At 62.3% G+C, this 24502-nt stretch carries 22 protein-coding genes; 8 read left to right on the top strand and 14 right to left on the bottom strand.

Annotated features, from left to right (window positions below; translation table 11 throughout):
* Nucleotides 1-35: 35 nt before the first annotated feature.
* Both AC1DJO_RS22410 and AC1DJO_RS22405 read right to left on the bottom strand, forming a co-directional pair.
* A complete protein-coding gene (locus AC1DJO_RS22410; protein WP_112389933.1) occupies nucleotides 36-932 on the bottom strand; it encodes a fructose bisphosphate aldolase in 897 nt (298 codons plus the stop codon).
* A gap of 25 nt (nucleotides 933-957) precedes the next feature.
* Nucleotides 958-1176 carry a hypothetical protein gene (locus AC1DJO_RS22405; protein ID WP_148194322.1) on the bottom strand — a complete coding sequence of 73 codons (219 nt, stop codon included), beginning with the start codon at nucleotides 1174-1176 and terminating at the stop codon, nucleotides 958-960.
* Nucleotides 1177-1328: 152 nt separating this feature from the next.
* Here AC1DJO_RS22405 and AC1DJO_RS22400 point away from each other — a divergent pair, with 152 nt between their 5' ends.
* Genes AC1DJO_RS22400 through AC1DJO_RS22390 form a run of 3 tightly spaced genes read left to right on the top strand, consistent with a single transcriptional unit; the run spans nucleotide 1329 to nucleotide 3837 of the window.
* The gene (locus tag AC1DJO_RS22400; RefSeq protein ID WP_112389934.1) at nucleotides 1329-2174 is read left to right on the top strand and encodes an NADPH-dependent oxidoreductase; all 846 of its coding nucleotides are present in this window, start codon (nucleotides 1329-1331) and stop codon (nucleotides 2172-2174) included.
* Nucleotides 2175-2229: 55 nt separating this feature from the next.
* Nucleotides 2230-3300 carry an LLM class flavin-dependent oxidoreductase gene (locus AC1DJO_RS22395; protein ID WP_112389935.1) on the top strand — a complete coding sequence of 357 codons (1071 nt, stop codon included), beginning with the start codon at nucleotides 2230-2232 and terminating at the stop codon, nucleotides 3298-3300.
* A gap of 45 nt (nucleotides 3301-3345) precedes the next feature.
* Nucleotides 3346-3837: an Lrp/AsnC family transcriptional regulator gene (locus AC1DJO_RS22390; RefSeq protein WP_112389936.1), complete on the top strand. Its 492-nt coding sequence runs from the start codon at nucleotides 3346-3348 to the stop codon at nucleotides 3835-3837.
* Here AC1DJO_RS22390 and AC1DJO_RS22385 read toward each other — a convergent pair.
* From AC1DJO_RS22385 to AC1DJO_RS22335, 11 genes are all read right to left on the bottom strand, one after another.
* Nucleotides 3823-5211, bottom strand: coding sequence for an FAD/NAD(P)-binding protein (locus tag AC1DJO_RS22385; RefSeq protein WP_112389937.1), 1389 nt, complete (start codon nucleotides 5209-5211; stop codon nucleotides 3823-3825). The genes AC1DJO_RS22390 and AC1DJO_RS22385 overlap by 15 nt on opposite strands.
* A 79-nt stretch (nucleotides 5212-5290) precedes the next feature.
* The gene (locus AC1DJO_RS22380; protein ID WP_477831553.1) at nucleotides 5291-6610 is read right to left on the bottom strand and encodes an LLM class flavin-dependent oxidoreductase; all 1320 of its coding nucleotides are present in this window, start codon (nucleotides 6608-6610) and stop codon (nucleotides 5291-5293) included.
* A gap of 141 nt (nucleotides 6611-6751) precedes the next feature.
* The gene (locus AC1DJO_RS22375; protein ID WP_112389939.1) at nucleotides 6752-7348 is read right to left on the bottom strand and encodes a 2-hydroxychromene-2-carboxylate isomerase; all 597 of its coding nucleotides are present in this window, start codon (nucleotides 7346-7348) and stop codon (nucleotides 6752-6754) included.
* A 2-nt stretch (nucleotides 7349-7350) separates the two neighbouring features.
* Entirely contained in the window at nucleotides 7351-8424 is a 1074-nt protein-coding gene (locus AC1DJO_RS22370; RefSeq protein WP_112389940.1) for an LLM class flavin-dependent oxidoreductase, read from the bottom strand.
* Between the two features lie 9 nt (nucleotides 8425-8433).
* On the bottom strand, nucleotides 8434-9366 hold the full coding sequence (locus tag AC1DJO_RS22365) for an ABC transporter substrate-binding protein (protein WP_405049669.1): 933 nt from the start codon (nucleotides 9364-9366) through the stop codon (nucleotides 8434-8436).
* Nucleotides 9367-9436: 70 nt separating this feature from the next.
* Nucleotides 9437-10381 carry an ABC transporter substrate-binding protein gene (locus AC1DJO_RS22360; RefSeq protein WP_112389942.1) on the bottom strand — a complete coding sequence of 315 codons (945 nt, stop codon included), beginning with the start codon at nucleotides 10379-10381 and terminating at the stop codon, nucleotides 9437-9439.
* An 89-nt stretch (nucleotides 10382-10470) separates the two neighbouring features.
* Nucleotides 10471-12249, bottom strand: a complete 1779-nt coding sequence (locus tag AC1DJO_RS22355) for an amino acid ABC transporter permease/ATP-binding protein (RefSeq protein WP_477972856.1) — start codon at nucleotides 12247-12249, stop codon at nucleotides 10471-10473.
* 18 nt (nucleotides 12250-12267) lie between these two features.
* Nucleotides 12268-12813 carry a GNAT family N-acetyltransferase gene (locus AC1DJO_RS22350; protein WP_112389944.1) on the bottom strand — a complete coding sequence of 182 codons (546 nt, stop codon included), beginning with the start codon at nucleotides 12811-12813 and terminating at the stop codon, nucleotides 12268-12270.
* A 7-nt stretch (nucleotides 12814-12820) separates the two neighbouring features.
* Nucleotides 12821-14020: a M20 aminoacylase family protein gene (locus AC1DJO_RS22345; protein WP_112389945.1), complete on the bottom strand. Its 1200-nt coding sequence runs from the start codon at nucleotides 14018-14020 to the stop codon at nucleotides 12821-12823.
* Between the two features lie 18 nt (nucleotides 14021-14038).
* Complete coding sequence (locus AC1DJO_RS22340; protein ID WP_112389946.1) at nucleotides 14039-15388, bottom strand: LLM class flavin-dependent oxidoreductase; 1350 nt, start codon at nucleotides 15386-15388, stop codon at nucleotides 14039-14041.
* A gap of 20 nt (nucleotides 15389-15408) precedes the next feature.
* Nucleotides 15409-16401 carry an MsnO8 family LLM class oxidoreductase gene (locus tag AC1DJO_RS22335; RefSeq protein WP_112389947.1) on the bottom strand — a complete coding sequence of 331 codons (993 nt, stop codon included), beginning with the start codon at nucleotides 16399-16401 and terminating at the stop codon, nucleotides 15409-15411.
* Nucleotides 16402-16575: 174 nt separating this feature from the next.
* Here AC1DJO_RS22335 and AC1DJO_RS22330 point away from each other — a divergent pair, with 174 nt between their 5' ends.
* The 5 genes from AC1DJO_RS22330 to AC1DJO_RS22310 all read left to right on the top strand — a co-directional run bounded on the left by AC1DJO_RS22330 (nucleotide 16576) and on the right by AC1DJO_RS22310 (nucleotide 22382).
* Nucleotides 16576-17598: an NADP-dependent oxidoreductase gene (locus AC1DJO_RS22330; RefSeq protein WP_112389948.1), complete on the top strand. Its 1023-nt coding sequence runs from the start codon at nucleotides 16576-16578 to the stop codon at nucleotides 17596-17598.
* A gap of 164 nt (nucleotides 17599-17762) precedes the next feature.
* On the top strand, nucleotides 17763-19589 hold the full coding sequence (locus tag AC1DJO_RS22325) for a bifunctional diguanylate cyclase/phosphodiesterase (protein WP_112389949.1): 1827 nt from the start codon (nucleotides 17763-17765) through the stop codon (nucleotides 19587-19589).
* A gap of 76 nt (nucleotides 19590-19665) precedes the next feature.
* Entirely contained in the window at nucleotides 19666-19950 is a 285-nt protein-coding gene (locus AC1DJO_RS22320; protein WP_112389950.1) for a hypothetical protein, read from the top strand.
* 69 nt (nucleotides 19951-20019) lie between these two features.
* Nucleotides 20020-20880 (top strand): LysR family transcriptional regulator, encoded by an 861-nt coding sequence (locus AC1DJO_RS22315; RefSeq protein WP_112389951.1) that lies wholly within the window; start codon nucleotides 20020-20022, stop codon nucleotides 20878-20880.
* 107 nt (nucleotides 20881-20987) lie between these two features.
* The gene (locus tag AC1DJO_RS22310; RefSeq protein WP_477972854.1) at nucleotides 20988-22382 is read left to right on the top strand and encodes an amidohydrolase family protein; all 1395 of its coding nucleotides are present in this window, start codon (nucleotides 20988-20990) and stop codon (nucleotides 22380-22382) included.
* A gap of 63 nt (nucleotides 22383-22445) precedes the next feature.
* Here AC1DJO_RS22310 and AC1DJO_RS22305 read toward each other — a convergent pair whose 3' ends face one another.
* Entirely contained in the window at nucleotides 22446-24440 is a 1995-nt protein-coding gene (locus AC1DJO_RS22305; RefSeq protein WP_112389953.1) for an ABC transporter ATP-binding protein/permease, read from the bottom strand.
* Nucleotides 24441-24502: the final 62 nt, after the last annotated feature.

Below are 24502 nucleotides of genomic sequence, written 5' to 3'. Positions count from 1 at the left end.
GCAGCGCAGCCCGTGCCAAGATTTGCTGCAGGCGCCTAGATTTTCGTGGCGCTCGCTGTGTAGATCTGGTCGATGGTCCTGGCGAGACTGGAATCGAACTCCGCGTCGCTCATCGTCACCCGTAGATCCTCCGTCAGGGCGCGAGAGAAGCTGGCGATCATGCCGTGGTTGTGGCTGAGCTTTTCGCAGGCGTCGGCACGGCTGTATCCGCCCGAAAGCGCCACGACCCGGGCAACGGACTTGTGGTCGATGAGCGGCTTGTAGATATCCGCAACCGTCGGGATGGTCAGCTTGATCATGACCCGCTCGCCGGACGGCAGCGCATCCAGCTCGCGGCTGATTTCCTCGAGGAGAATAGCTTCGGCTTCCTGCTTGGTCGGGCTCTTGATAGAGACCTCAGGCTCGATAATCGGCACCAGGCCATAGCCGAGGATCTGCCGGCCGATCGCGAATTGCTGCTTGACGACGGCGGCGATGCCGGCGCGGTCGGCGTTGGCGATCACCGAGCGCATCTTCGTCCCGAAGATCCCCTTCTTCACGGCGCGATCAAGCAGCGCATCCAGATCAGGCATAGGCTTCATCACCTGCACACCGTTTTCTTCGGCAGCAAGGCCCTTGTCGACCTTGAGAAACGGCACCAAGCCCCGCTCCTCCCAGAGAAACGAAGGAACCGCCTTTCCTCTGGCTTCCCCATCCATGGTCTTCTCGAAGAGGATAGCGCCGATCACCTTATCGCCGGAGAAGGCGGGAGCGGTCATGATCCGGACGCGCATCTCGTGCATGAGGCGGAACATCTCCTCCTCGCTGCCATAATCGCTGTCGGCAATGCCGTAGAGACGCAGGGCGCCAGGCGTCGATCCGCCGCTCTGGTCGAGAGCGGCGATGAAACCTGCCTTGCCGGTCATCTGCGACATCATTTCTGCATCTGCCATTGTTCTCTCCCCATCGCGCTGCGTTTCACGCGCGCTTTTTGCTCGATTTCAAACGGCTATTGTCATCGAGACGGCCGAACCGTCCCAATGAGACAACGTCGCATATTTCGCAGCGAGTGCAATCATATCTCTCGAAAAGATGATAAACGATCGCGCCGATACGGAATGCCGGATGACGCGAAGCGGCGCGTCCGGTCTCGATCAGATCCCCCAGCGCATCGCCAATGCCGTCATGCGTGCTCATCGCGATCAGATCAGGTTGATCGAAAAATAATCTATAGAAATTATATTCTATTTCGGGAGCGTTGAAGGAACTTTTGTAATTGGAAAGCCCGCGCCCGAGCGGGCATGGTCCCGGCAGTCCGTGCCATCGCTGCACCGCCCGAGGAGATGTGAATGACTTTGTCCGCGCCTGTCACGCCGGATCACAACAGGCTGACTGCACTGGCCGCCAGCCGCTATCGTAACGGACAGACGCTGTCGGGCCCGTGGAACGAAGCGCTCGAGGCAATCCTGTCCCACCGCAGCGTCCGCGACTATCGTCCGCAGGCCGTCCCGGCTGATGTCATCGATATCGCTGTGGCGGCGGCGCAGTCGGCGGCCAGCTCTTCGAACCTGCAGGCCTGGAGCGTGATTGCCGTCGAGGACAAGGATATCAAGGACAGGCTGAACGCCGTCGCCGGCAATCAGCGGCAGATTACGCAAGCGCCACTTCTCCTGGTCTGGCTTGCCGATCTTGCCCGGCCGCGCAGCATCGCCGAGGAACAGGGCGGCCCTGCCGAAGGTCTCGACTATGTGGAAAGCTTTCTGCTCGGGGTCATCGATGCCGCCCTTGCGGCACAAAATGCCGTCGTCGCTTTGGAATCCCTTGGCTTCGGCACCTGTTATATCGGCGCCATCCGCAACGACCCGGACGCGGTATCGCAGGCCCTGGGGCTGCCTGACGGGGTGTTCCCCGTTTTCGGGCTGACCGTCGGCTATCCCGATCCCGCCCGTCCTGCGGATGTCAAACCACGTCTCGCCCAGCCGGCGGTCGTTCATCGCAACCGCTACGATCCGTCCGCGCATCGTGCCTTTCTTGGCGACTACAATCAGGCGCTCTCAACATTCCAGGCGGAACAGTCCATGCCGAGGATCGACTGGACCGAGCAGGTCGGAAAGCGCATCGGCACTGTCGCTGCGCTCAATGGCAGGCACGTGCTGAAGAGCGTTATTCGCAAGCTCGGCTTTCCGCTCAAATAAGCCGCGCCGCCCGGCCATCCGATACAATCACTTAGATCGACAAGCAGGCAGACGCATGACCGATAGTTCCGAATTCCTCTGGTACATCCCCAACGATGTCACAGCCGGCCACCGCGGCGACAGCGCGACCGTCAATCACAACAGTTTGGAGACGCTGACGGAACACGCCCGCGCGCTTGAAGATCATGGTTGGAAGGGTGCGCTGATCGGTACTGGCTGGGGGCGGCCCGACACGTTCACCGTCGCAGCCGCGCTGACGGCACGCACGGCAACCTTCGAGCCGCTGATCGCCATTCGCCCCGGCTATTGGCGCCCGGCGAATTTCGCCTCGGCTGCGGCCACGCTCGACCACCTGAGCAGCGGGCGCGTCCGCGTCAACATCGTCTCCGGCCAGGACAATCTTGCGGCCTACGGCGACAGCGAGGGCGATCAGGCGCACCGCTATGCCCGCACGAAGGAATTCATGCGCCTCGTCCGCCGCCTGTGGACCGAAGAGAACGTCACCGCTGCAGGCGAGCATTTCAGCGTCGAAGGCTCCACCGTTCAGCCGCGCATTGCAGAGCGCGCCGGGCGCCGCCATCCCAAGCTCTATTTCGGCGGCGCCTCCGAGGCCGCCGAGAAAGTGGCGGCCACCGAGGCCGACGTCCAGCTTTTCTGGGGAGAGCCGCTCGACGGCGTGAAGGAGCGCATCGAAAGGCTGAAGGCGCTGAGCCGCGACCTCGACCGCGATCTCGCACCGCTGGAATTCGGCCTGAGGATCACGACCCTCGTCAGGGATACGCGGGAGGAAGCCTGGGCCGACGCCGAAAAGAAGGTTGCCGAAATGGCGGCCGGCCAGGGCGGCAACTGGCAGGACCATCGCCGCACCGTCGCCGTCGGCCAGCGCCGCCTGCTGGAGCTCCATGAACGTGGCGATGTGCTCGACGACAATCTCTACACCGCGCCGGGCAAATTTGGCGGCGGCGGCGCGGGCACGACCTGGCTCGTCGGCTCAGCCGAAGACGTCGCAGCCTCGCTGCGCAAATACGAGGCGCTCGGCATCACGCATTTCGTGCTGTCGGACACGCCTTATCTCGGAGAGATCAGGCGGCAGGGAGACAAGCTTCTGCCGCTGCTGAGGCGGTAGAGGCAGTCAAACTGCGAACGGCGAACCGGCAAGCCAGAGGACAATATGGATAGAGTCGACCGCAAGATTTTGGCGCAACTGCAGAACAATGCGGACATTCCCGGCCCCGAGCTTGCAAAGGCCGTCGGCATATCGACCACGCCCTGCTGGCGCCGGGTGCAGAAGCTCGAGGAAGAAAAGATCATCCGCCGCCGGGTGGCGCTTCTCGATGCGGCGAAGATCAACGCTGCGGTGACGGTCTTTGTCTCCATTCGCGTCAGGAGCCATTCTCCCGAGTGGCTGCGCCGGTTTTCCGAGGTCGTGGCGAGTTTCCCGGAAGTGGTCGAATTCTACCGCATGAGCGGCGATGTCGATTATCTGATGCGCGTCGTCGTGCCCGATGTGGCGGGCTATGACGCCTTCTACAAGCGGCTGGTGGCCAAGGTCGAGATCGGCGATGTCAGCTCGCGCTTTGCCATGCAGGAACTGAAATTCACCACCGAGCTTCCATTGTCCTACCTGCCGGTTGCCAATCCGAAGGCATCACGCGGGCGCTGAGTGGGCGACCGCAGCAGGAGATGCGACTGCCGCGACGACTTCGGACGCAACTGCGCGTGCCTGGACGCGAATATCGGGAACGGCGGTGATTTCCCAGAACTGCCCGGCCGTCAGCGCGCCGACAGCATAGACTTGCGCATTGACGGCGACGTCCCCGATCACCTTCGAACCGTGGTCGACGGCGATGCCGAGCCCCCGCGGATCGGCCTTGATGAGGCCCTGACGCCTCATCTCCGCAAGAAGGGGAGAATGCGAGATCCCTGCCCTCTCGACGCCCGTACAATTGATCAGCCAACCGGTGTCGAGGCTCTCGATGTCCCGCGCCCCCTTCGGTCGATAGCTGATGGCGAGCCCGCCTTCGCGCCCGGCGACACCCGACAGAAAACCGGCATGGACAGCGACCTGGCCGCTCGTCAGCAACTGTTGGAACCGGGTGTGGACATCGGGCGCCACGCGATGACGGTGAATGTTCCACCATGGCAGCGCGTGACGGAGGAAACGACTGCGCTCGGAGGCCGGCAAGCGTGCCCACAGGGCCTGGGTGTGTGGGCGCAACCGGTCCATGACCGAGCGCCAATCACCAGCAACCCGGGCTTCCCTGCGCAGACGATGGAGAAGCGCGCTCATCGTTGCAGGCAGGGTCGCGGGATCGAAATCGGCCGGCGGCTCCGGCGTTTTCGCGTGGCCGTGCGGAACGAGGCCGCGCCTTGATAGAACGTCGATCTTGCCGCGAAAACCGCGGGCGTGGAGGGCCAGAACCTGGTCGATCATCGTCAGCCCGGAGCCGAGTATGCACACACGGTCATTAAGGCCGACCCGCCTCAGCCAGGACAGCCGCCACGGATTCTCGATCACCCTGTCCTTCGCCTCGCCGGACAAGCCGGAAATCTTCACCGGCAGCGGCGCATTGCCGACACCAAGACACAGCACGACGTTGCGCCCGGCGATCTCGCCGCCATTGTCGAGCAGAAAGCCGAGCGTGGCATTGTAGCGCTCGACGCAACCCGTCGCCTTGGCCCTGATGAAATCGACCTTGCATCGCGAGCGCTTGCTGCGCAGCAGGGCTGCAAGACTGTCGCGAACATAGAGGCCATAGTCCTGACGGGAGGCAAAGTCGCCTTCCCGGAGAGGCCGCTTTCGCTCCGCAAGCCATTCGACGAACCCGTCCGGCCTGTCGGGAAACAGGCTCATGCGGCCCGCAGGCACGTTCAACCGGTGAAGATAGAGTTCCGAGCGATAGGCCGTTCCGCGGCCAAAACCCGGATCATCGCCGATAACGGCAACCGTCGCCGTTACGGGAAGAAGTTCGATGAGGTTGCAGAGCGTTGCTATGGCCGAAAAACCGGACCCCACCAGTACCGCGTCGTAGATCATTCAAATCCCTCAAATGCCAAGAGCAAACGCATCCGGTGCAGATCGGGTTCCGGTAGAATTGGGCGCAGACCGCCCAGGGTCAAAGGTAACGGCTTTTCGGCCGCGGCAGCCCGAGATGATCGCGCAGCGTAGCGCCTTCATATTCCGAGCGGAATAGCCCGCGGCGCTGCAGCTCGGGAACAAGGCGATCGACAACGTCATCGAGCCCCTGCGGCAGATAGGGGAAGACGACGTTAAAACCGTCGGATCCGCGGCTTTGCAACCATTCCGCCATCTCGTCTGCGATTGTCGCCGGCGTTCCGACAAAGGCGAGGCCCGAATAGCCGCCATAGCGCTGCGCCAGCTGGCGAACGGTCAGCTGCTCCTGGCGGGCGAGCCTGATCACCTGCTCGCGGCCGCTCTTGCTGGCATTGGTTTCAGGCACATCAGGAAGCGGCTGGTCGGGATCGAATTTCGACGCGTCATGACCAAGTGCGATAGAAAGCGAGGCGATCGCGCTGTCGTAGTGAACCAGGCTGTCGAGGTCCGCGCGCTTGGCCTTCGCCTCTTCGATCGTGTCCGCGATCACCACAAATGCCGCCGGCAGGATCTTCAGGTGCCCCGGGTCGCGCCCAAGCGTGGCCATCCGCCCTTTGATATCGGCATAGAGCGCCTGTCCGGTGGCAAGATCGCGCGGCGCGCAGAAAACCACTTCGGCGGTCTCAGCGGCAAGCTGGCGGCCGGGCTCGGATTGTCCGGCCTGGACGATCACAGGCCAGCCCTGCGGCGGCCGGGCGATGTTGAGCGGGCCTCGCACCGAAAGTTCGGGGCCTTTGTGATTGAGGACATGCATTTTGGCGAGATCGAAATATTCGCCGCTTTTGACGTCGCGAATGAAGGCATCGTCCTCGAAACTGTCCCACAAGCCGGTAACGACATCGTAGAACTCACGGGCGCGTTCATAGCGCTCACCGTGGGCTACGTGCTCCTCAAGACCAAAATTGAGGGCAGCATCGGGATTGGCCGTCGTGACAATGTTCCAGCCGGCGCGGCCACCGCTGATATGATCGAGCGAGGCGAAGCGCCGCGCCACGTGATAGGGCTCGTCGAATGTCGTCGAGGCGGTGGCGACAAGGCCGATGCGGCTCGTCAGCGCCGCAAGCGCCGAGAGCAAGGTGAAAGGCTCGAAGGACGTCACCGTGTGACTGCGTTTCAACGCCTCATCCGGCATGTTCAAGACCGCGAGGTGGTCGGCCATGAAAAACGCATCGAACTTCGCGGCCTCGAGCTTCTGGGCGAAGGAGACGATATGCCCGAAGTTGAAATTGGCGTCCGGATAGGAGCCGGGATAGCGCCAGGCGCCGGTGTGGAGGCTGACGGGGCGCATGAAGGCGCCGAGGTGAAGCTGTTTCTCAGTCAATGAACCTGACCATGATTGCGGGCGGCCGAACGGGTTGCGGCTAGAGGAATTTGGCGACGGCACGAGGCCGGTTCAAGAGGCGTTTCGCACCGCTTCCCCTTCTATCGGATGGCAACGCAAATGCGCTCAGAACGCCCGCCGTCAGGGTCTGTCGCCCTCGAAATGCCTTTCCAGGAACGGCAAATTGTCCTGACCCCAATAGGTCTCGCCGTCATAGATGAATGTCGGGAAGCCGAAGACGCCGCTGTTTCGGGCGCGCTCCCGGTCGCGGCTCCATTTCTTCTGAACGTCGTCATCGCCTTGGCGCTTCAACAGTGCCTCGCCGTCAAAGCCTGCTCTGGTGACCACTTCGGCGCGGACCTCAGGCTTGCCGATATCGCGTGCGTCGGCCCAATAGGCCGCCTGCAGGGCGCGGGTGACGCCGACCCAGTCCTTGCCGTCGAGATAGGCAGCAATCACCAGAAAGGAGGCAGGCGTGGGATCGCCGAGTTCCGGGCGCTTGTCCAGCCAGATCGTCTTGCCGCGTACCTTTGCCCAGCGTTTCAGGTCTCTCATCCAGTAGGCGCGGCGGATTTCCGGCCGGTTGCGCGAGAAGATGCCGCCGTTTTCTTCGATGACAGTGGTCAGGAAGGGCTCGATCTCGACCTCATGCCGCCTGGCGATATCGGTGAAGGCATCGAGGCCGATATAGGACCAGGGAGAACCGATGGAGAAGAAATATTCGAGGGACTTGGTCATTGCTAATATCCTGATTTCAAAGATCTCACGTCACCGGCGCGCGGCGATAATGGCTGAAGCGCAGGGGCGCGCCAACCGAGTTCGGGACCGATCAGCGTCACGAAGTCGTGTAGGATCTGCCGGTAATCCTCGTCGATGAATTCATAGGGAAGTTCGAGACGGAATTCCTGAACATGCGGCAGGATCGGATCGGCGTGCAGCGCCTCCAGAATTTGGTCCGCGGTCCCGACGAGATCGCGGGCAAAGAGGGTCCGCCGTTCCCCTTGCGGCGAGAGCGTCCGCTCGTGACGGCCCGCGGCATAGGCGGCGTAGCGCTTTCGCGTCGCCGCGCTGGCGCTGTCGAAGGGAACGATGACCCTTCCGAGCGCCACCCGTCGGCCGGCGCCGCCGGACGTCTTGTAACGCTCAAGCTGCCGTCCCTGAGCGACGAAGAACGCATCGGTCTCCTCGCCCGTCGTCACATTGCCGATCAGAAGGTTGAAGCCGTTCTGCGCCGCCCAGGCAGCCGAGCGCAGCGACCCTCCACCATACCAGATGCGGTCGATCAGTCCCTTCGCATGGGGGTTGAGCCGCGGACGCTGCGGACCGAACGGCGTCTTGATCCGCGTCTCTTCGTCCCCGAGATAGCTGCCCTTCAGATTGTCAGCGAACCTCAATACGCGGGCATGCGAGAAATCGTGGCTTTCCCAGTCACCGTCGAAGGCAAGAGGCCCGATCAGATCGGCATGAAGCGGCCGTCCGGCGCTCAGGCCGACATTGAGCCGCCCCCTGGAGAGGACATCGACGGTCGAGAGATCTTCGGCCAGCCGGTAGGGACTTTCGTAGCCGATCGGGATGACGGCCGTGCCGAGCTCTATCCGGCTGGTGCGCTGGGTGGCCGCAGCGAGAAAGGCGGTCGCCGAGGAGATGCCCGGCTCCAGGTGTCTCTGCCTGACCCAGGCGCTGTTGAAACCGAGCTCTTCGCCATGCTTGAGAAGCTGAAGGGTCTCTTCGAGCCCGCGATTGGGATCGTCTTCGGGGTAGTTTCCGGGTGTCAGGAAACCGACATGTTTTATCGCGATGGAATTGCTGGTCATCTCTGGAACTCAGAATTTCGGCAAGCCGGGCGGGTTCGTCTCGGATGCGGGCAATGCTTCCTCCGACAGATGCCAGTGATCGAGGATCTTGGCATAGGTGCCATCCTTGATCAGACCGTTCGTCGCGATCGTAAGCGTATCGGCGATGCCGCTGCCCTTGCGCGTGGTGATCGCGACATCGGAGCGATCAGGCCAGCCGGCGCTCAGCGTTCCCACCCGCTTGATGTTCTTGTCGCGCGCCGCGATGAAGACGAGCTGCGCATGTGGCTGAACGATGACGTCTGCCCGGCCGGATTGCAGCGCCAGCAGACTTGCCGCCTCATCATCGAAATAGAGAAGTTCGATCGGCTTCAGACCGGCAGCGGTGTCCTCGTCGCTCCATTTGAGCAGGATCCGCTCCTGGTTGGTGCCGGCACCAACGATGATCCGGAGACCCGCAGCGTCCTTCGGCTCCTTTATGGAGGTGATGGCGCTGTCGCCCTTGACGAAGAAGCCATGCAGCCCCTTGCGGTAGGTGGAGAAATCGAACTTCTCCTTGCGCTGCTCGGTAACCCCGACGTTGGAAATCACCGCATCATATTTTCCGGAGACCAGGCCGAGCGGCCAGTCGATCCAGGCAACCGGAACGATCTCCAGCTCCAGCCCGAGGCTTTCGGCAATGGCACCGGCATATTCCGGATCGGCGCCGACAACCGTCTTCGCATCGGTGGCATAAGTCGCGAGTGGCGGTCCGCCGGGGCTGATCGCGACGGTAAATTTGCCCGGTGTCACGAAGGAAAAGTTCTTCGGGATCGAGGCGATCGCGGCCTCGTTCTTCGCCGCATGAACGCGCGCCGGCTGCTCGGGGCTCAGATCGAATTCGTCACCGGCATGCGCAGTGGCGAAGCCGGACAGCATCATTGCGCTCAAGAGCAGCGCCGGGCGCCAGGAAGCAATAGACATCATTTCAAATCTCCTGAAATCAAACGTGCGGACCGGCTCGCATCCCTCGCGCCGGTCCGCTCAACCAGCCTTAGGAACCGCTCTTCGGCAGGCCTGGCGGGTTGGTCTTCGATTCCGCCGTCGCCTCGGATGTCAGGTTCCAGCGCTTCAGCACCTCGCCGTACTTACCGTCCTTGATCAGGTCGTTGAGAGCGAGTGTCACCGCATCGGCCAGACCGGCACCCTTCTTCGTCGTCACGGCGATCTCGGCCGCAACTGGCCAGCCACCGCTGACGGTGCCGACCAGCTTGGTCGAGCCCTTGATGGAGGCGCTGTAGGCAAGCGTGGCGTTCGGGTTGAACTCCACATCGGCGCGGCCGGACTGGATCGCGAGGTCGGCAGCGGCGCGGTCGTCGTAATACTGAACCTCGATCGGCTTCAGGCCAGCAGCGACGTTTTCACGATCCCATTCGAGGATGATCTTCTCCTGGTTGGTACCAGCACCGGTGATGACCTTCAGGCCGGCGACATCCTTCGGCTCCTTTATCGCGCTGATCTTGCTGTCGGCCTTCACGTAGAAGCCGAGCACGTCATTGCGGTAGGTGGAGAAGTCGAACTTCTCCTTGCGTTCCTCCGTCACCGTGACATTGGAGATGACGGCATCATATTTGCCGGAGGAGACGCCGAGCGGCCAGTCCTCCCAGGCGACAGGGACGAGATCGAGCTCGAGGCCGAAGGAATCGGCGAGAAGCTGGGCAATCTCGGGATCGGTACCGACGACGGTCTTCGCATCCGTTGCGTAGGTCGCGACCGGCGGATCCCACGGGTTGATGGCGACGGTGAACTTGCCCTTCTGGACGAACTTGAAGGACGGGGAGATCGCCTTGATCGCGGCTTCGTCCTTTTCGGCGCGGATGCGGTTCGAGGTATCCGGGCTCAAGTTGAACTTCTCGGCAGCCTGTGCAGAGCCGATCCCCAGGGTCGCCGCTGCAACGGCGCCGGCTAGCAGGCGGATTGCACTATTTCTGAATGTCATGTCCCTACTCCATTTCTTCTTTAGATTGTGGGTGTTGGCATGCGATCCGGACGCCCGTCGCGGCCGGAGTTTCGTTTCCTGCGGAAAGCTCAGAGCACCTTGGCGAGAAACTCTCTGGTGCGGGAATGTTCGGCCCGGGTGAAGATCTTCGACGGTGGGCCGGATTCGAGGATTCGGCCGCCGTCCATGAAGACGACGGTATCGGCAATCTCGCGGGCAAAGCCGACCTCGTGCGTCACCACCACAAGCGTCGTCCCCGTCCGGGCAAGCTCCTTGATGACATCGAGCACTTCGCCGACCAGTTCCGGATCGAGCGCCGATGTCGGCTCGTCGAACAGCAGAACCTTGGGCCGGAGTGCCAGCGCCCGGGCAATCGCCACGCGCTGTTGCTGACCGCCCGAGAGCTGGCGGGGATAGGCATTGATCTTGTCGGCAAGCCCGACCCGGGCGAGCAGCTCCTGAGCAAGCTGAACGGCTTCCTCGCGCTTGGCACCGCGCACCTGGATCGGCGCCTCGATCAGATTCTCAAGCACGGTCAGATGCGGGAAGAGATTGAAGCTCTGGAACACCATGCCGATATCGGCGCGCCGCCTCAGGATCTCCTTTTCCTTCAGCTCATAAAGCAGATTGCCCTTCTGCTCGTAGCCGACGAGTTCACCGTCGACGGCAATGAAGCCCGCATCGACGCGCTCCAGATGATTAATCGAGCGCAGCAACGTCGATTTGCCGGAACCGGAGGGTCCGAGAATCGCTGTCACGCTGCCAGCTGGCAGATTGAGGTCGATACCATCAAGCACCTTCAGCGAGCCGAAGCTTTTCGAAATTTTCTGGATGCTGATTGCCCCGCCGGCGCGCAGAACCGCGGCATCGGCAAACCCCGCATGGGCAACCGTCGTGTCAGATGCAAACTCAGCGGCCGCCGGCTGGTGGGTGAAGCGCGAGAAGAAGGCCTGGAAGGGTAAGGGCTTCGGATTGCGCAGGGCGCCCTTCGAATAATGCCGTTCGATGTAGTGCTGAGCGATCGACAGCACGGTCATGATGACCAGATACCATGCGGTCGCGACCATCAGCAGCGGAATGACTTCCAGATTGCGCCGGTAGATGACCTGCACCGTGTAGAAGAGTTCCGGCAGAGCGAGCACGTAGACCATCGAGGTGGCCTTCGCGAGACCGATCACCTCGTTGAAGCCTGTCGGCAGGATCGAGCGCATGGCCTGGGGCAAGATGATGCGGAAGGCCTGGCGGCGATGCGAGAGGCCGAGCGAGGCTGCGGCCTCGAGCTGCCCCTGGTCCACCGAGAGAATGCCGCCACGCACGATTTCAGCGAAGAAAGCCGACTGGTTCAACGTCAACCCAAGAAAGGCTGCAGCGAACGGCGTCAGAAGCTGCGTCGTCGGATAGCTCGCAAAGACCGTGTCGGTAAAGGGAATGCCGATCGTAATAGTTTCATAGAGATAGCCGAGGTTATTGAGAACCAGCAGCAGGACGATGACGGGGATCGAGCGCAGCAGCCAGATATAGCCCCAGGAGAGACCGGACAGCAGCGGCGACCGGGAAACACGCGCCAGCGCGAGCGCCGTTCCGAGGATGGAGCCGGAGATGGTGGCGAGCGCCGTCAGAAGCAGGGTGCGGCCGAGGCCGGCCAGCACGGGTTCTGCGAAGAACCATTCGGCAAAGACGTTCCAGCCCCAGCGCGGGTTCGTGGATGTAGAATAGATGATGGCCGCGATAACGGCAGCGGCGAAGACCGTGCCCGCCAAACGCGCCGGGTGGCGCGCCGGAACGATCCTGTAGCGTGCATAGTCGGAGGTTTCCGCCGCTCTGTGCTCGTGCTTTGCGATGCCCGCAAATTCGCTGGTCAGCGCCATGCCCTGCTCCTTCTCAAATCAAAGATTGGCGACCGCACGAAGCGGCGTTGCGTCGATATCCGCCGCCGGCGCCATGACGCCTGAAGCGATCGCCTTTTCGAAAGGCAGCGTCTTGTAGAATTCGGGATCGACATTGATGTCGAACAGCGCCGTGTAGCCGTTGCTCAGATAGAGACCGACGGCTTCCGGCTGTCTGAACCCGGTCGTCAGATAGACGCGCCAGTAGCCCTGGCGAGCCGCCTGCAGCTCAAGCTCGACGAGAACCTTTCGCGCCAGCCCCTGGCGGCGCAGGTCGGAGCGGGTCCAGATGCGCTTGAACTCAGCGGTCCGCTCGTCGTAGCGCTTGAAGGCGCCGCCGCCGATCGTCACGCCATCGCGGATCAAGAGCACGAAGTTCCCGTCCGGCGGCGCGAAGGCTTCCGGCGGATAGCGGTTGAGCTCGGCCGCCGCACCCTTCTCATCAAAGTAGCTGCCGTAGCGGCTGTCATATTCATGAATGAGCTCGTCGATCAGCGGTTTGGCCTGCGGATCCAATGGCGTTGTGTAGAGAAACGTGTCGCTCATGTCGTCGTTACCCGTTGTCTTCGGAGAGGAAGGTTTCGGCGAGCTGCACCCAGTAACGGGCAGCAGGCGCTATGATGGCGTCATTGAAATCATAGTGGGCGCTGTGCAGCGGCGCGCTCTCGCCGTTGCCGATGAAGAGATAGCTTCCCGGCTTTTCCTTCAGCATGAAGGCGAAGTCTTCGCTGGCCGTTCGCGGACGGAAATCGTCCTCGGTCAGGCTGCGGTCGAATGCCTTCAGTGCCACGCTTTTCGCGAATGCCGTTTCATCGGGATGGTTGATGAGCGCCGGGAAACCGCGCCGGTAATCAACTTCAGCCGTCGCGCCGAAGCTCTCCGCCTGTGCGCGAGCCAATGCCGGAATGCGGGTCTCCAGCCTTTCGCGAACGCTCTCGCTATAGGCGCGCATGGTAAGCTTCAGCTCGACGCTTTCGGGGATGACGTTAGAGGCCGATCCGCCATGGATCGACCCGACGGTGACCACCGCCATGTCCTGCGGATCGACATTGCGCGAGACGACGCTCTGCAGTGCCGTGATGAGGGACGCGGATGCGAGCACCGGATCGACGCCGCGATGCGGCTCGGCACCATGGCCACCCTTGCCGACGATCCTGATCACCGCCTGGTCGACCGATGCCATGGCCGCATTCGCGACGAAGCCGAAATGCCCCGCGGGAACGCCAGGCCAATTGTGGAGCCCGAAGATCGCATCGACAGGAAAGCGATCGAACAGACCTTCGGCGATCATCTTGCGCGCCCCAGCGCCAATCTCCTCGGCCGGCTGGAAGATCAGCCGGAGCGTGCCATCGAAGCGGCCACTCTCGGCGAGATAGCGCGCGGCGGCCAGCAGGATGGTTGTGTGCCCATCATGTCCGCAGGCATGCATGACACCGGGATTGCTGCTCGAATAGGCAAGGCCCGTCGCCTCCTCGATCGGCAGCGCATCCATATCGGCGCGAATGGCAAGCTTTTTGCCACCGCTTCCCTTCCTCAACGTCGCAACGATGCCGGTTCCGGCAATGCCGTGTTCGACGTCATAGCCCCATGAGGCAAGACGCGAGGCGATGAGCTTGCTGGTCCGATGTTCCCGAAAGGCCAGCTCCGGATATTGGTGAAGATCACGGCGCAGCTCGATGAATTCGTTAAGGAATGAGGCAATGCCCAGTTCCACACGATCATGCTTTAGAGGTGTTTGAGCTCTTGCGTTCATCAGAGGTTTCCCCAGCGCTCAGGCGCTGGCGGCCTTTCGCTGGTCTGCATCGCCGTCGCTTTCGGCATAGCGGCTGGTGCGGAAGGGCAGTCCCAGATGATCGCGAAGCGTTTCGCCCTTCAGCTTCGGATCGAAATAGCCGCGGCGCTGCAGGATGGGCAGGACGTGATGCGCGAAGTCGTCAAAGCCTTCAGCGATCACGGGGAAGCCGAGAATGAAGCCGTCGGCAGCCTCCTCGTCGATCCAGCGGATGATCTCGTCGGCGATATGATCGGCGGTTCCGATGAAGGCCGTGCGCGGCGTTGCCGCATCGAGCGCCACCTCGCGCAGTGTCAGGCCGTTCTCACGCGCCGTCTTCTTGATCCGGTCGGTCGTGGCGCGGAAATTGTTGCGGCCGATATCGCCGAGTTCCGGGAATTGTTCATCCAGCGGATACACGCTGAAATCGTGGTGATCGAAGAACCGGCCGAGATAGCGCAGGGCCTCCTCGATGGTAACAAGACCCCGGATTGCCTGATACTTGGCTTCCGCCTCCTCCGCCGTCGCCCCAACGATCGGGCCGATGCCGGGATAGATACCGATTTCCCTGGCGCTGCGGCCCTGAGCGATGGCGCTCTGCTTGAGCTGCTTGTAGAAGGTCTTTGGCTCCTCGATCGGGCCGCCATTGGTGAAGACAGCGTCGGCGTGCTTTCCGGCAAGCTTTATGCCGGAATCCGAGGCGCCCGCCTGGAAGACGACCGGCTGCCCCTGCTTCGAGCGGCGGATGTTGAGCGGCCCTTCGATGCGGAAGAACCGCCCCTTGTGATCGAGCCGGTGCATCTTTTCGAAGTCGGCATATTGCCCGCTGTCGCGGTCGCGGATGAAGGCATCGTCATCCCAGGAATCCCATAGCCCCTTGGTCGCGTCGATATATTCCTCGGCGATCTCGTATCTTAGCTCATGCTCGGGATGCTCGCGCCCGTAGTTGCGCCCGGATCCTTCGAGCGGCGAGGTCACGGCATTCCAGCCGGCGCGGCCGCCGCTGATGAGATCGAGCGACGCGAACTGGCGGGCGATGGTGAAGGGGTCGCTATAGGAGGTCGAGACCGTACCGACGAGACCGATCTTCGACGTCGAGGCGGCCAGCGCCGACAGGATCGTCAGAGGTTCGAAACGGTTCAGAAAATGCGGGATTGACTGCTCGTTGATATAGAGGCCGTCGGCAACGAAGGCGAAGGCGATGCCCACGTTTTCGGCCTTGCGCGCCGTATCGATGAAGAACTGAAGATTGGTCGATGCATCGGCCGGGCCGCTCGGATGCTTCCAAGCGTTCATGTGGCCGCCCGGGCCTTGCAACATGATACCGAAAGTGACGTGTTTCTGAGCCATGATGTGTCTCCGGAGCGCAGTTAGGCAGCGAGTGAAAGGCGTTCTTTGGCGAGGAGCTCGATCGACGCCAGACGTTCGCTCGGCGTCAGAGCCGGCGTGTCGAGCACGAATTCCTGGACGCCATATTGGGAGTGGAGGCCGTCGAGCGCGTCGCGCACCTGGCGTGCCGTTCCATGCAGGACACTTGGGATCTTCTCCTCGGTCCTGAATTCGGCGACGCCTGCCTGTCTGGCATATTCTGCGGCCTGCTCCTCATTGCCGACATTCACGGTCTGACCGTTCGGCAGGAACAGCTTGACGATCCGCAGATCGCCGACCCGCTGGCGGGCCCGTTCGGCATTCTCGGCGGCAAAGGCGGCGAGCGCGAGGATCGGAACATCCCCTCCGGTTGCCTGGGCGTAAGCATCAAAGGTACGCTTGAGATTGTCGGGATCGCCGTTCAGATGCCCGGCGAAAACCAGCCGCCAGCCTTTCTCGGCCGCGAGAAGCGCGCTTTCGACACTGGCGCCCAGCAGAAAGCGTTCGGGCTTGACCGGCGGGATCGGCGTTGCAGCGGCGCGGTCTTCACGCGTCTCAAAAGCGAGGTAAGCGTTCAGGTCCGAGAGCTGGTCGGCAAAGCTCGGCTTCAGCGCCGGATCGATCGCGACCTGCAGCGCGCGCGTCGAATATGGAAAGCCGCCCGGCGCTTTTCCGACGCCGAGATCGACACGCCCCGGCGCAAGAGACGAGAGAACGTTGAAGGTCTCGGCAACCTTGTAGGCGCTATAGTGCTGCAGCATCACTCCACCGGAGCCGATGCGGATCGAGCGCGTCCTTGCCAGAAGATGGGCGATCAGGACCTCAGGCGCCGAGCTTGCCAGATTGCTCATGCTGTGGTGCTCTGCCACCCAGAAACGGTGATAGCCGAGCTCTTCAGCGGCGGTCGCAAGCTTGACGGCCGCCACGAGCGCTTCGGCGGCATTGGCGCCCTCTTCGATCGGGGCCTTGTCGAGCAGGCTGAGAAGATATGTCATCACGACGCCTCATTTATTTCTATATTGTCTATAAAATCAGTAGATAATTGCCATCGTAAGGAACCGCTTTCTCTTTGGAGTTGAAAGAAGGGAAAAATCGACCGTGCCGCTCGCGCATGACGGCGTTAGCGTCGGCCTGCGCGAAACACCGTCTTCATCATGGAAAGGATTGTCATGCCCGAAGCACTGGAAAACGTAAGGATCACCCTGGCGTCACGGCCGAAAGGATCGCCCGTACCGGAGAATTTCCAGATCGAGCGGCAGCCGGTCCCCGCCGCGGCGGAAGGTGAAGTGCTGCTGCAGATCCTCTTCCTGTCGCTCGATCCCTATATGCGCGGACGCATGGATGACGCCAAATCCTATGCCGCGCCCGTCGGCATCGGGCAGGTCATGGAGGGCGGTACCGTTGCCCGCGTCATCCGCAGCCGAAACAGCGATTTCGCGCCCGGCGATCTCGTCCTGTCGCATTCGGGCTGGCAGACCTATGCGACGTCAAACGGTGAGGGGCTGCGCAAGCTCGATCCGCAGCAGGCGCCGCTGACAACCGCGCTCGGCGTTCTCGGCATGCCCGGCTTCACCGCCTATGCCGGCCTGCGCAACATCGGCAAGCCACAGCAAGGCGAGACCGTCGTCGTCGCTGCCGCCAGCGGCGCTGTCGGTGCGGTGGTTGGCCAGATCGCCAGGATACGCGGAGCCCGGGTCGTCGGCATTGCCGGTGGGGCCGAGAAATGTGCCTATGTCAGCGGCGCGCTCGGCTTCGACGTTGCCATCGATCACCGCGCGAAGGACTTTACCGCTCAGCTCCTCTTGGCCTGCCCGGATGGAATCGACGTCTATTTCGAGAATGTCGGCGGCCATGTCTGGGAAGCGGTCTTCCCGCTTCTGAACGACTTCGCACGCGTGCCCGTCTGCGGGCTGATTGCGCATTACAACAATGAGGCGGCGGAGGGATTCGACCGCCTTCCCGGCTTCATGCGCGCCGTTTTGCGCAAGAGCCTGACCGTGCGCGGCTTTATTCAGCGCGAGTTCGCCGCGCAGCGGCCGGATTTTCTTGAAGAGGCATCCGGATGGCTGGCGGACGGCCGCCTGAAATTCCGTGAGGATATCGTCGATGGTCTGGACAATGCGCCCCAGGCTTTCATCGGCCTGCTGCAAGGCAAGAATTTCGGGAAACTGATCGTGCGTGTGAGCGAATGATTGGCCGGCGAAAGCCTCGGGCTGCGGTCCATGGCCGATAGAACCTGTGCGATCGTCCACGCGCTGCCAAAAATCCAGCAATCGCGTCAATTTTAGCTATTCCTGAAACGAGATTTGATCGTTCATCCGCCTACTTTAGGTTTTGCTAACCCCGTGGCGATGACATGCTCGAATTGCAAAACAAGGTTCTGGAACGCATTGCCAAGGGCGAGCCGCTTGCGGCAACGCTGGAGGCGCTTTGCCTGCTGGTTGAGATCAGGCTTCCGGAGGTCAAATGCTCTGTTCTTCGGGTTGAAAACGGCAGACTCCATCCGCTCGCAGCCCCGTCCCTGCCCCATTCCTATAGCCAGGCTCTCGACAATCTGGAGGTCGGACCGGCTGCCGGGTCGTGCGGCACGGCCGCCTTCTACGGTGTCCCTGTTATCGTCACAGATATCGCAACCGATGGCCGATGGGCGGCCTATCGCGATCTGGCTCTGCCGCTCGGTCTTCTGGCATGCTGGTCCACCCCAGTGATCAGCGCAGGCCGGGTCATCGCAACCTTCGCTCTTTATTTTCAGGAGTGCCGGCGTCCTGACGATGGAGACAAGGAAATCATCGAAACCTGCACGCATCTCTGCGCCATCGCCATCGAGCGCGATGAAAGGGTCCGCGAGCGCGAACGTCTGACCTACACGGACGCGCTGACCGGCGAAGCCAACCGCGCACGGTTCAACGAAGTGCTGGAAGAACTCCAGACCGCCAACCGCACCTTCGGTCTGCTGCTTGCCGATATCGACAATCTCAAACTGGTCAACGACACCTTCGGGCATGGTGCAGGCGATGCGCTGATCCGGACGGTCGCCAGGCGCATCGCATCGGTCGTTCCGCCGGAGCGGACTTTCAGGCTGGGTGGCGATGAGTTCGCCGTGATCCTCGATGGCGGCGGCATGGAGGAGCTGGCAGCCTGTGGCGATGCCATCCTTCGCGCCGTCAAGCGGCCCGCCCAGTGCGACAAGCATGTGGTCTTCCCATCGATGACGGCGGGCGGCGCCGTTGCCGGAGATGGTGATCCCCGCCAGAATGCCGATGTCGCGCTTTATCACGGCAAGTCCCGGCACCGCGGCCAGTTCACCGCCTATTATCCCGGCATGGGCACCGCGCTGACGCGGCGTTTCCGGGCCATTCGCGATGTTGGTATCGCGCTGGCGGAGCGGCGTATCGAAGCGCATTACCAGCCAATCGTCCGGCTGGACACAGGCGAGGTCGTCGGCTTCGAAGCGCTGTGCCGTATGCGCACGCCGGCCGGCGAGACGGTCGCGGCGGCCCATTTCCATGAGGCGATGCTGGACGGCGAGATCGCCTTGCAACTGACCGAACGGATGCTCGACATGGTGACATCGGACATGCGCCGGTGGCTTGATCTCGGCCTCCCCCTTCAGCATGTCGGGATCAACCTTTCGGCTGCCGATTTTCATACCGGCAATCTCCGAGCGAAACTGGACGAACATCTCATCGGCAAAGGCGTGCCGCTGGACCATGTGATCCTGGAGGTGACGGAATCCGTCTATCTCGGCCCCCGCGACCACACGGTCGGCGACGAGATCCGGGCGCTTCGGGAACAGGGCTTGCGCGTCGCGCTCGACGACTTCGGCACCGGTTATGCCTCGCTCACCCACCTGCTGACCGTCCCCGTCGATATCATCAAGATCGACAAGTCCTTCGTCGATCGCCTGATCAGCGAAGAACCGGGTGCCGCCATCGTCGAAGGACTGATCGGCATCGCTCACAGACTTGGCATCAAGGTCGTTGCCGAGGGTATCGAGACCGAAGAGCAGGCATCGCATCTTCTCGCCATGGGATGCATTCTCGGCCAGGGTTTCGTCTATTCCCGCGCTGTCGGGTTTGATGCCGCCACCGAACTCCTGAGAACCAGGGGTCAAAAGCCCGACGACGCCGGTGAGAACAACCGGCCTCCACTGCGCCACGACCGCCTTAGCCGGGCACTTTGAAGCAGGGGGCGCCTTCGTCACGTTACAACCTTGAAATCGCTCTAGCTCGCGACACCTAACCCGTGAAAGCGAGCCCATGACGCAGATATCTCATTCGACACTCACCCCGGCGCAGGCGACCACGGCGTTGCTGAACTTTGCCGATACGCTCCTCAGCCTGCTTGCCGGCCTCCGGGACGAAGACCGCGCCCAGATGGGTGCACTCATCACCGATGTGTCGCAGACGCTGCGGCGCCTGGCCGACGATATCGCCGGCGGCGACCCTGATATCGCATTCGAAGTCATGAGATCGGCCGCGCGTTTGATCAGCGTTCTCAGGCTTGCGGTCAACCGGCGGCCTGCCGGATCCCGCCTGCACTGACCCGAGCCCGGCATTCCCGTAAATAATTGCCGGCAGATAGGAGTCGGCGATGGTTGAGACAGCGAGAAAATGACACGCTATCCGATGTTCAGCCCGCAATTGCTGATCAGCTTTGTCGCGGTTTGCGAGACCAGCAGTTTCACCCGCGCCGCCGATCGCGTCTCGCTGTCGCAATCGACCATCAGCCAGCAGATCCGGCGGCTGGAGGAGCTGCTGGGAAAAGCGCTGCTCGAGCGGACGTCGCATGAGGTGCGGCTGACCGAAGAAGGCATCAAGCTGCTGAGCTATGCGCGCCGCATCATCGCGCTCAACGAAGAGGCGCATGACGCGCTGACGGGGCCATGGAGAGATGGCGTCTTGCGGCTCGGCATGCCGGAGGATCTGACCGTACCGACCATCGACCTTCTCGCCGAATTCAAGCGCGAGCATCCGCATCTGCGGCTGGATGTCTCAAGCGGCCTCAGCCGCGAGCTGCACCGGGCCTATCTGCTGGAAGAGCTGGATCTTGTGCTCGTCAAGCAGGTGCGCGTGCATCTGCCCCGGGCCGCGCGCGCCGAGCCGCTGCTCTGGTTCGACAGCGAAAAGTATCCGGCGATCGAACAATCCCCGGTGCCGATCGCCGTCTTTCCTGTCAACGGCCTTTACCGCGAAGAACTGTGCGAGACGCTTGAAGGCCTCGGCCTCAGGTGGCGCGTCGGCTATAGCAGCGGCGGGCTCGCGGCGCTTGCCGCAGCCTCTGCCGCTGGCCTTGGCGTCAGCCTCCTGCCGGCAAGCTGCCGGCTTCAGGGGCATCGCGTGCTGGGTACCGCCGAGGGTCTGCCGCCGATCGAGAATTTCGAGCTCGCGCTGTTTTACCGCGACACCGCCTCGCCGCTCGCCCTCGATCTCGCCGAGCGTCTCATTTCCTTTTGCGGCCTGAAGCACCACTGATCATTCGCAAATCGAATAGTCACCATTGTCATATGTCGCTGCCATCGCGCCGCGTCATTTCCTAAAATGGCCTCATCCATTTCATGCACGACGATGAGGAGACGATCATGCACAATGCCGTATCGCAAAGCCGCAGAGCCTTCCTGAGCCGAACCGGACAGGTGACGACAGCCGCAGCGCTTGCGGGCCTGACAGGCGGCATGAGCCGCGAGGCCGCAGCTGCCGATTGCGCCAGCGAAGCCGATGTCACAGCCATCACCGATAACCCCTACCTGCTGACGGATGTTCGCCTCGAAGACGGTTTCGAACGCGACGGCGATATCGTCACCGGAACCCGCACGTCGCTGAATACGCTTGAAATCAAGGACGGCAAGATCGCCGCGCTGCACGCAGCCGGCACTACGCTTCCATCTGGCGTCCCTGTCTATCAGGCCAGCGGCCAGCTGGCGCTGCCGAAGATGCGCGACATGCATATCCATCTCGACAAGACCTTCTACGGCGGTCCGTGGAAGGCGCCTCTGCCCCGTCAGGGCAAGACGATCATGGACATGATCGCGCTTGAGGAAAAACTGCTGCCGCAATTGCTGCCGACATCCGAGCAGCGGGCCGAGGGTCTGATTGCGCTGATCCAATCCAAGGGTAGCACGGTCGCCCGCAGCCACTGCAACATCGATCCGGTCAGCGGCCTGAAGAGCCTGGAACACCTGAAACTCGCGCTGGAAAAGCACAAGGACAGCTTCGATTGCGAGATCGTTGCCTTCCCCCAGCACGGCCTGCTGCACTCGAAGGTCGATGGCCTCATGCGAGAGGCGATGCAGATGGGCGCCGCCTATGTTGGCGGTCTCGACCCGACGAATGTCGACAGCGCCATGGAAAAGTCGCTCGATGCGATGTTCCAGATTGCGATCGACAGCGGCAAGGGCGTTGATATCCACCTGCATGAGACGAGCCCGGCCGGTGTCGCCGCGATCGACTACATGATCGACACTGTCGAGAAGAACCCTGTGCTGAAAGACAAGGTGACCATCAGCCATGCCTTCGCGCTGACGACGCTTTCCCCGGAAGCGCTTGACGAAACCGCCGCGCGGCTGGCGGCGAACGGCATGACCATCGCCTCCACAGTGCCGATCGGCGGATTGACGATGCCCTTGCCCCAACTCAGTAAGGCCGGCGTCTTCGTCATGACCGGCACCGACAGCGTCATCGATCACTGGTCGCCATTCGGCAGCGGAGACATGCTGGAAAAGGCCTATCTCTACGCCCAGCTCTATCGTGGTTCCGACGAGTATCACCTGTCGCGGTCGCTTGCCATTTCGACCGGCGGCATCCTGCCACTCGACGCCGATGGCAATCGCGCCTGGCCGAAGATCGGCGACGAAGCGGGCTTCACGCTTGCCAGCGCCAGCTGCTCCGCAGAGGCCGTCGCCCGCGTGTCGCCGCGCAGCGCAACGTTCCACAAAGGACGCCTCGTTTCCGGCGGCGTCGCCAAGGCGTCATCCTGATAATCGATGCATGACGCGCTGCCCGCAGATAGCCGCAGCGCGTCATGGCTTGCTCCAGCAAGTTTAGTTCCGGCCGCCGTTCTTGTGGCCGGAGTGTCGCTTCGTGTTGAGCAGCGCCGAGGCGCTGCGCCGCAGCAGCGATTTCGGCCTCTTCTTCCGCGGGATCAGATCGATATCGCTGACAAGCTTGGCGCCGCCGTCGCGGCGTTCCAGGGTGATCTTGCGGCTGTGAAATGCTTCCAGCTCGACCCGATGCGCGACGCTGACGATGGTGACTTTCGGCAATTCGCGGATCACGGTTTCCATCATCTGCTCCTGGCTTTTCTCGTCCAGAGCCGACGTTGCCTCGTCCAGCACGATGATATCGGGATTGTGCAGCAGCAGGCGCGCGATGGCCAGCCTCTGCTTCTCGCCACCCGACAACGTCTGGTCCCAGGGCGCGTCTTCCTCGATCTTCTCACCGAGATAGCCGAGCCCGACCGCCTCCAGTGCCGCCAATACTTCCTCCACCGTCCAGTCATCGGCGGCACGGGGATAGGCCGTTGCCCTGCGCAGCGTCCCGGAGGGGATGTAGGGCCGCTGCGGCAACATGAACAACCGGCTGCCGGCGCGAAAATTGACGCTGCCGCGCCCCCACGGCCAGAGGCCCGCAATCGCCCTGACGAGCGTGCTCTTGCCCGAGCCGGATTCCCCGGCAATCAGAACGCGCTCGCCGGGTTCGATATCGACCTGGGTTTCCTTAACGACGGACGTCCCGTCATCGAGCGATACCGAAAGCTCGTTCAGGCTCAAAATGGCATCCCCTTCCGTCTCCCCGCGCTGGATGCGGCCGATCGAATCGTTGTTCTCGGCGCGCTCAAGGCCGTCCAGCGACATCATCAGCGAGGCGATACGCCGGGCACTGGCATTCCAGTCCGCCAGCCGCGGATAGTTGTCGACCAGCCAGCCGAATGCCGCCTGCACGATGGTGAAGGCCGAGGCCGCCTGCATCACCTCGCCAAGCGTCATGCTGCCGTCGAGAAACTTCGGAGCGCATAGCAGGATAGGAACGACAGGTGCGATGAGGCTCGATCCCTGCGATACCAGTGTCGTACGCATATGCTGGCCCGCAAGCAGTGCCCATTGCTTTAGAACCTTTCCGAAGGTGCGGTCGACGTCGTTACGCTCCTCTTCTTCGCCGCCGAGCAAAGCGATGCTTTCCCCGTTTTCCCGCACATGCGTCAGCAGATAGCGAAACTCGGCCTCTGCCTGGTTCTTGACCTCGGAGACGGCAACGAAACTGCGTCCGATAATGGCGATCGACGTGGAGGTGATGCCTGCATAGAGCACGGCGGCAATGACCAGAAAGCCCGGTATGGTGACCGTCGAGCCTGCAACCGGAAGCGTCAGCGCACCGCCGATGGTCCACAGCACCACGATGAAGGTCGAGGCGGACAGAAATGCCACGAGCACGCCGGCAACGAAATCGACCGGCGATTCCGTCGCGATCCGCAGATCCTCGGAAATGCGGGCTTCCGGATTTGCGTGATCGCCGCCGATCAGGTTCAGTTGGTAATAACGGCCATTCGCCAGCCAGCGCTGGATGACGGCCGATGTCAGCCAAGAGCGCCAACGCCGCTGCATCATCATGCGAACGGAGACCTGCGCCGTGACGAGTGCGACACTTGCAAGCACCAGCGGCAGGAATACCGCGCTCAGATAATAGATGGTGCCTGCATCGCGCGTCTCGATCGCGTCGAAAATATGCCGGTTCCAGAGGTTGATCCCGTACTGGAGGCCGACATTGAGGATGATCATCGCCAAGAGGCCGATGGAGCACGGCCATGACGATCGGTCGCCGTGACGGCCCCAATAGCCGCGGGCGCTGATCCAGAACCGCCGCAGCAGATAGCGCTTGCGCGCATGCTCGGCTTCTTCCGGCGTCAGTCCCGGATCGGGTTCAACGGCATCCGGCGGCGGTGGAGCCTCGACAACCGGCCCCACGCCCTGAGGCGATTTCGCGGCGCCATCCGGTTTGGCACCGTCGACCGATTTCGGTTTCAGTTCTGCTTCGGTCATGAGCCGACAACGGCGCAAAAATCAAAAGGTTTCACGCCGGCCGGACAATTTGGGTCGCGCCC

The organism is Rhizobium sp. 05N430 (genome assembly GCF_056396985.1).
The sequence above is the reverse complement of the archived record's forward strand: the minus strand, read 5'-3'. Positions and strand labels throughout refer to the sequence as shown.

Coding starts and splice junctions, on each gene's coding strand:
- AC1DJO_RS22365 (WP_405049669.1), bottom strand. CDS start 9,366: ATGTCTATTGCTTCCTGGCGCCCGGCGCTGCTCTTGAGCGCAATGATG.
- AC1DJO_RS22355 (WP_477972856.1), bottom strand. CDS start 12,249: ATGGCGCTGACCAGCGAATTTGCGGGCATCGCAAAGCACGAGCACAGA.
- AC1DJO_RS22305 (WP_112389953.1), bottom strand. CDS start 24,440: ATGACCGAAGCAGAACTGAAACCGAAATCGGTCGACGGTGCCAAACCG.
- AC1DJO_RS22375 (WP_112389939.1), bottom strand. CDS start 7,348: ATGACCAAGTCCCTCGAATATTTCTTCTCCATCGGTTCTCCCTGGTCC.
- AC1DJO_RS22390 (WP_112389936.1), top strand. CDS start 3,346: ATGGATAGAGTCGACCGCAAGATTTTGGCGCAACTGCAGAACAATGCG.
- AC1DJO_RS22345 (WP_112389945.1), bottom strand. CDS start 14,020: ATGAACGCAAGAGCTCAAACACCTCTAAAGCATGATCGTGTGGAACTG.
- AC1DJO_RS22320 (WP_112389950.1), top strand. CDS start 19,666: ATGACGCAGATATCTCATTCGACACTCACCCCGGCGCAGGCGACCACG.
- AC1DJO_RS22325 (WP_112389949.1), top strand. CDS start 17,763: ATGCTCGAATTGCAAAACAAGGTTCTGGAACGCATTGCCAAGGGCGAG.
- AC1DJO_RS22310 (WP_477972854.1), top strand. CDS start 20,988: ATGCACAATGCCGTATCGCAAAGCCGCAGAGCCTTCCTGAGCCGAACC.
- AC1DJO_RS22410 (WP_112389933.1), bottom strand. CDS start 932: ATGGCAGATGCAGAAATGATGTCGCAGATGACCGGCAAGGCAGGTTTC.
- AC1DJO_RS22405 (WP_148194322.1), bottom strand. CDS start 1,176: ATGAGCACGCATGACGGCATTGGCGATGCGCTGGGGGATCTGATCGAG.
- AC1DJO_RS22315 (WP_112389951.1), top strand. CDS start 20,020: ATGACACGCTATCCGATGTTCAGCCCGCAATTGCTGATCAGCTTTGTC.
- AC1DJO_RS22330 (WP_112389948.1), top strand. CDS start 16,576: ATGCCCGAAGCACTGGAAAACGTAAGGATCACCCTGGCGTCACGGCCG.
- AC1DJO_RS22400 (WP_112389934.1), top strand. CDS start 1,329: ATGACTTTGTCCGCGCCTGTCACGCCGGATCACAACAGGCTGACTGCA.
- AC1DJO_RS22335 (WP_112389947.1), bottom strand. CDS start 16,401: ATGACATATCTTCTCAGCCTGCTCGACAAGGCCCCGATCGAAGAGGGC.
- AC1DJO_RS22350 (WP_112389944.1), bottom strand. CDS start 12,813: ATGAGCGACACGTTTCTCTACACAACGCCATTGGATCCGCAGGCCAAA.
- AC1DJO_RS22340 (WP_112389946.1), bottom strand. CDS start 15,388: ATGGCTCAGAAACACGTCACTTTCGGTATCATGTTGCAAGGCCCGGGC.
- AC1DJO_RS22360 (WP_112389942.1), bottom strand. CDS start 10,381: ATGACATTCAGAAATAGTGCAATCCGCCTGCTAGCCGGCGCCGTTGCA.
- AC1DJO_RS22385 (WP_112389937.1), bottom strand. CDS start 5,211: ATGATCTACGACGCGGTACTGGTGGGGTCCGGTTTTTCGGCCATAGCA.
- AC1DJO_RS22395 (WP_112389935.1), top strand. CDS start 2,230: ATGACCGATAGTTCCGAATTCCTCTGGTACATCCCCAACGATGTCACA.
- AC1DJO_RS22370 (WP_112389940.1), bottom strand. CDS start 8,424: ATGACCAGCAATTCCATCGCGATAAAACATGTCGGTTTCCTGACACCC.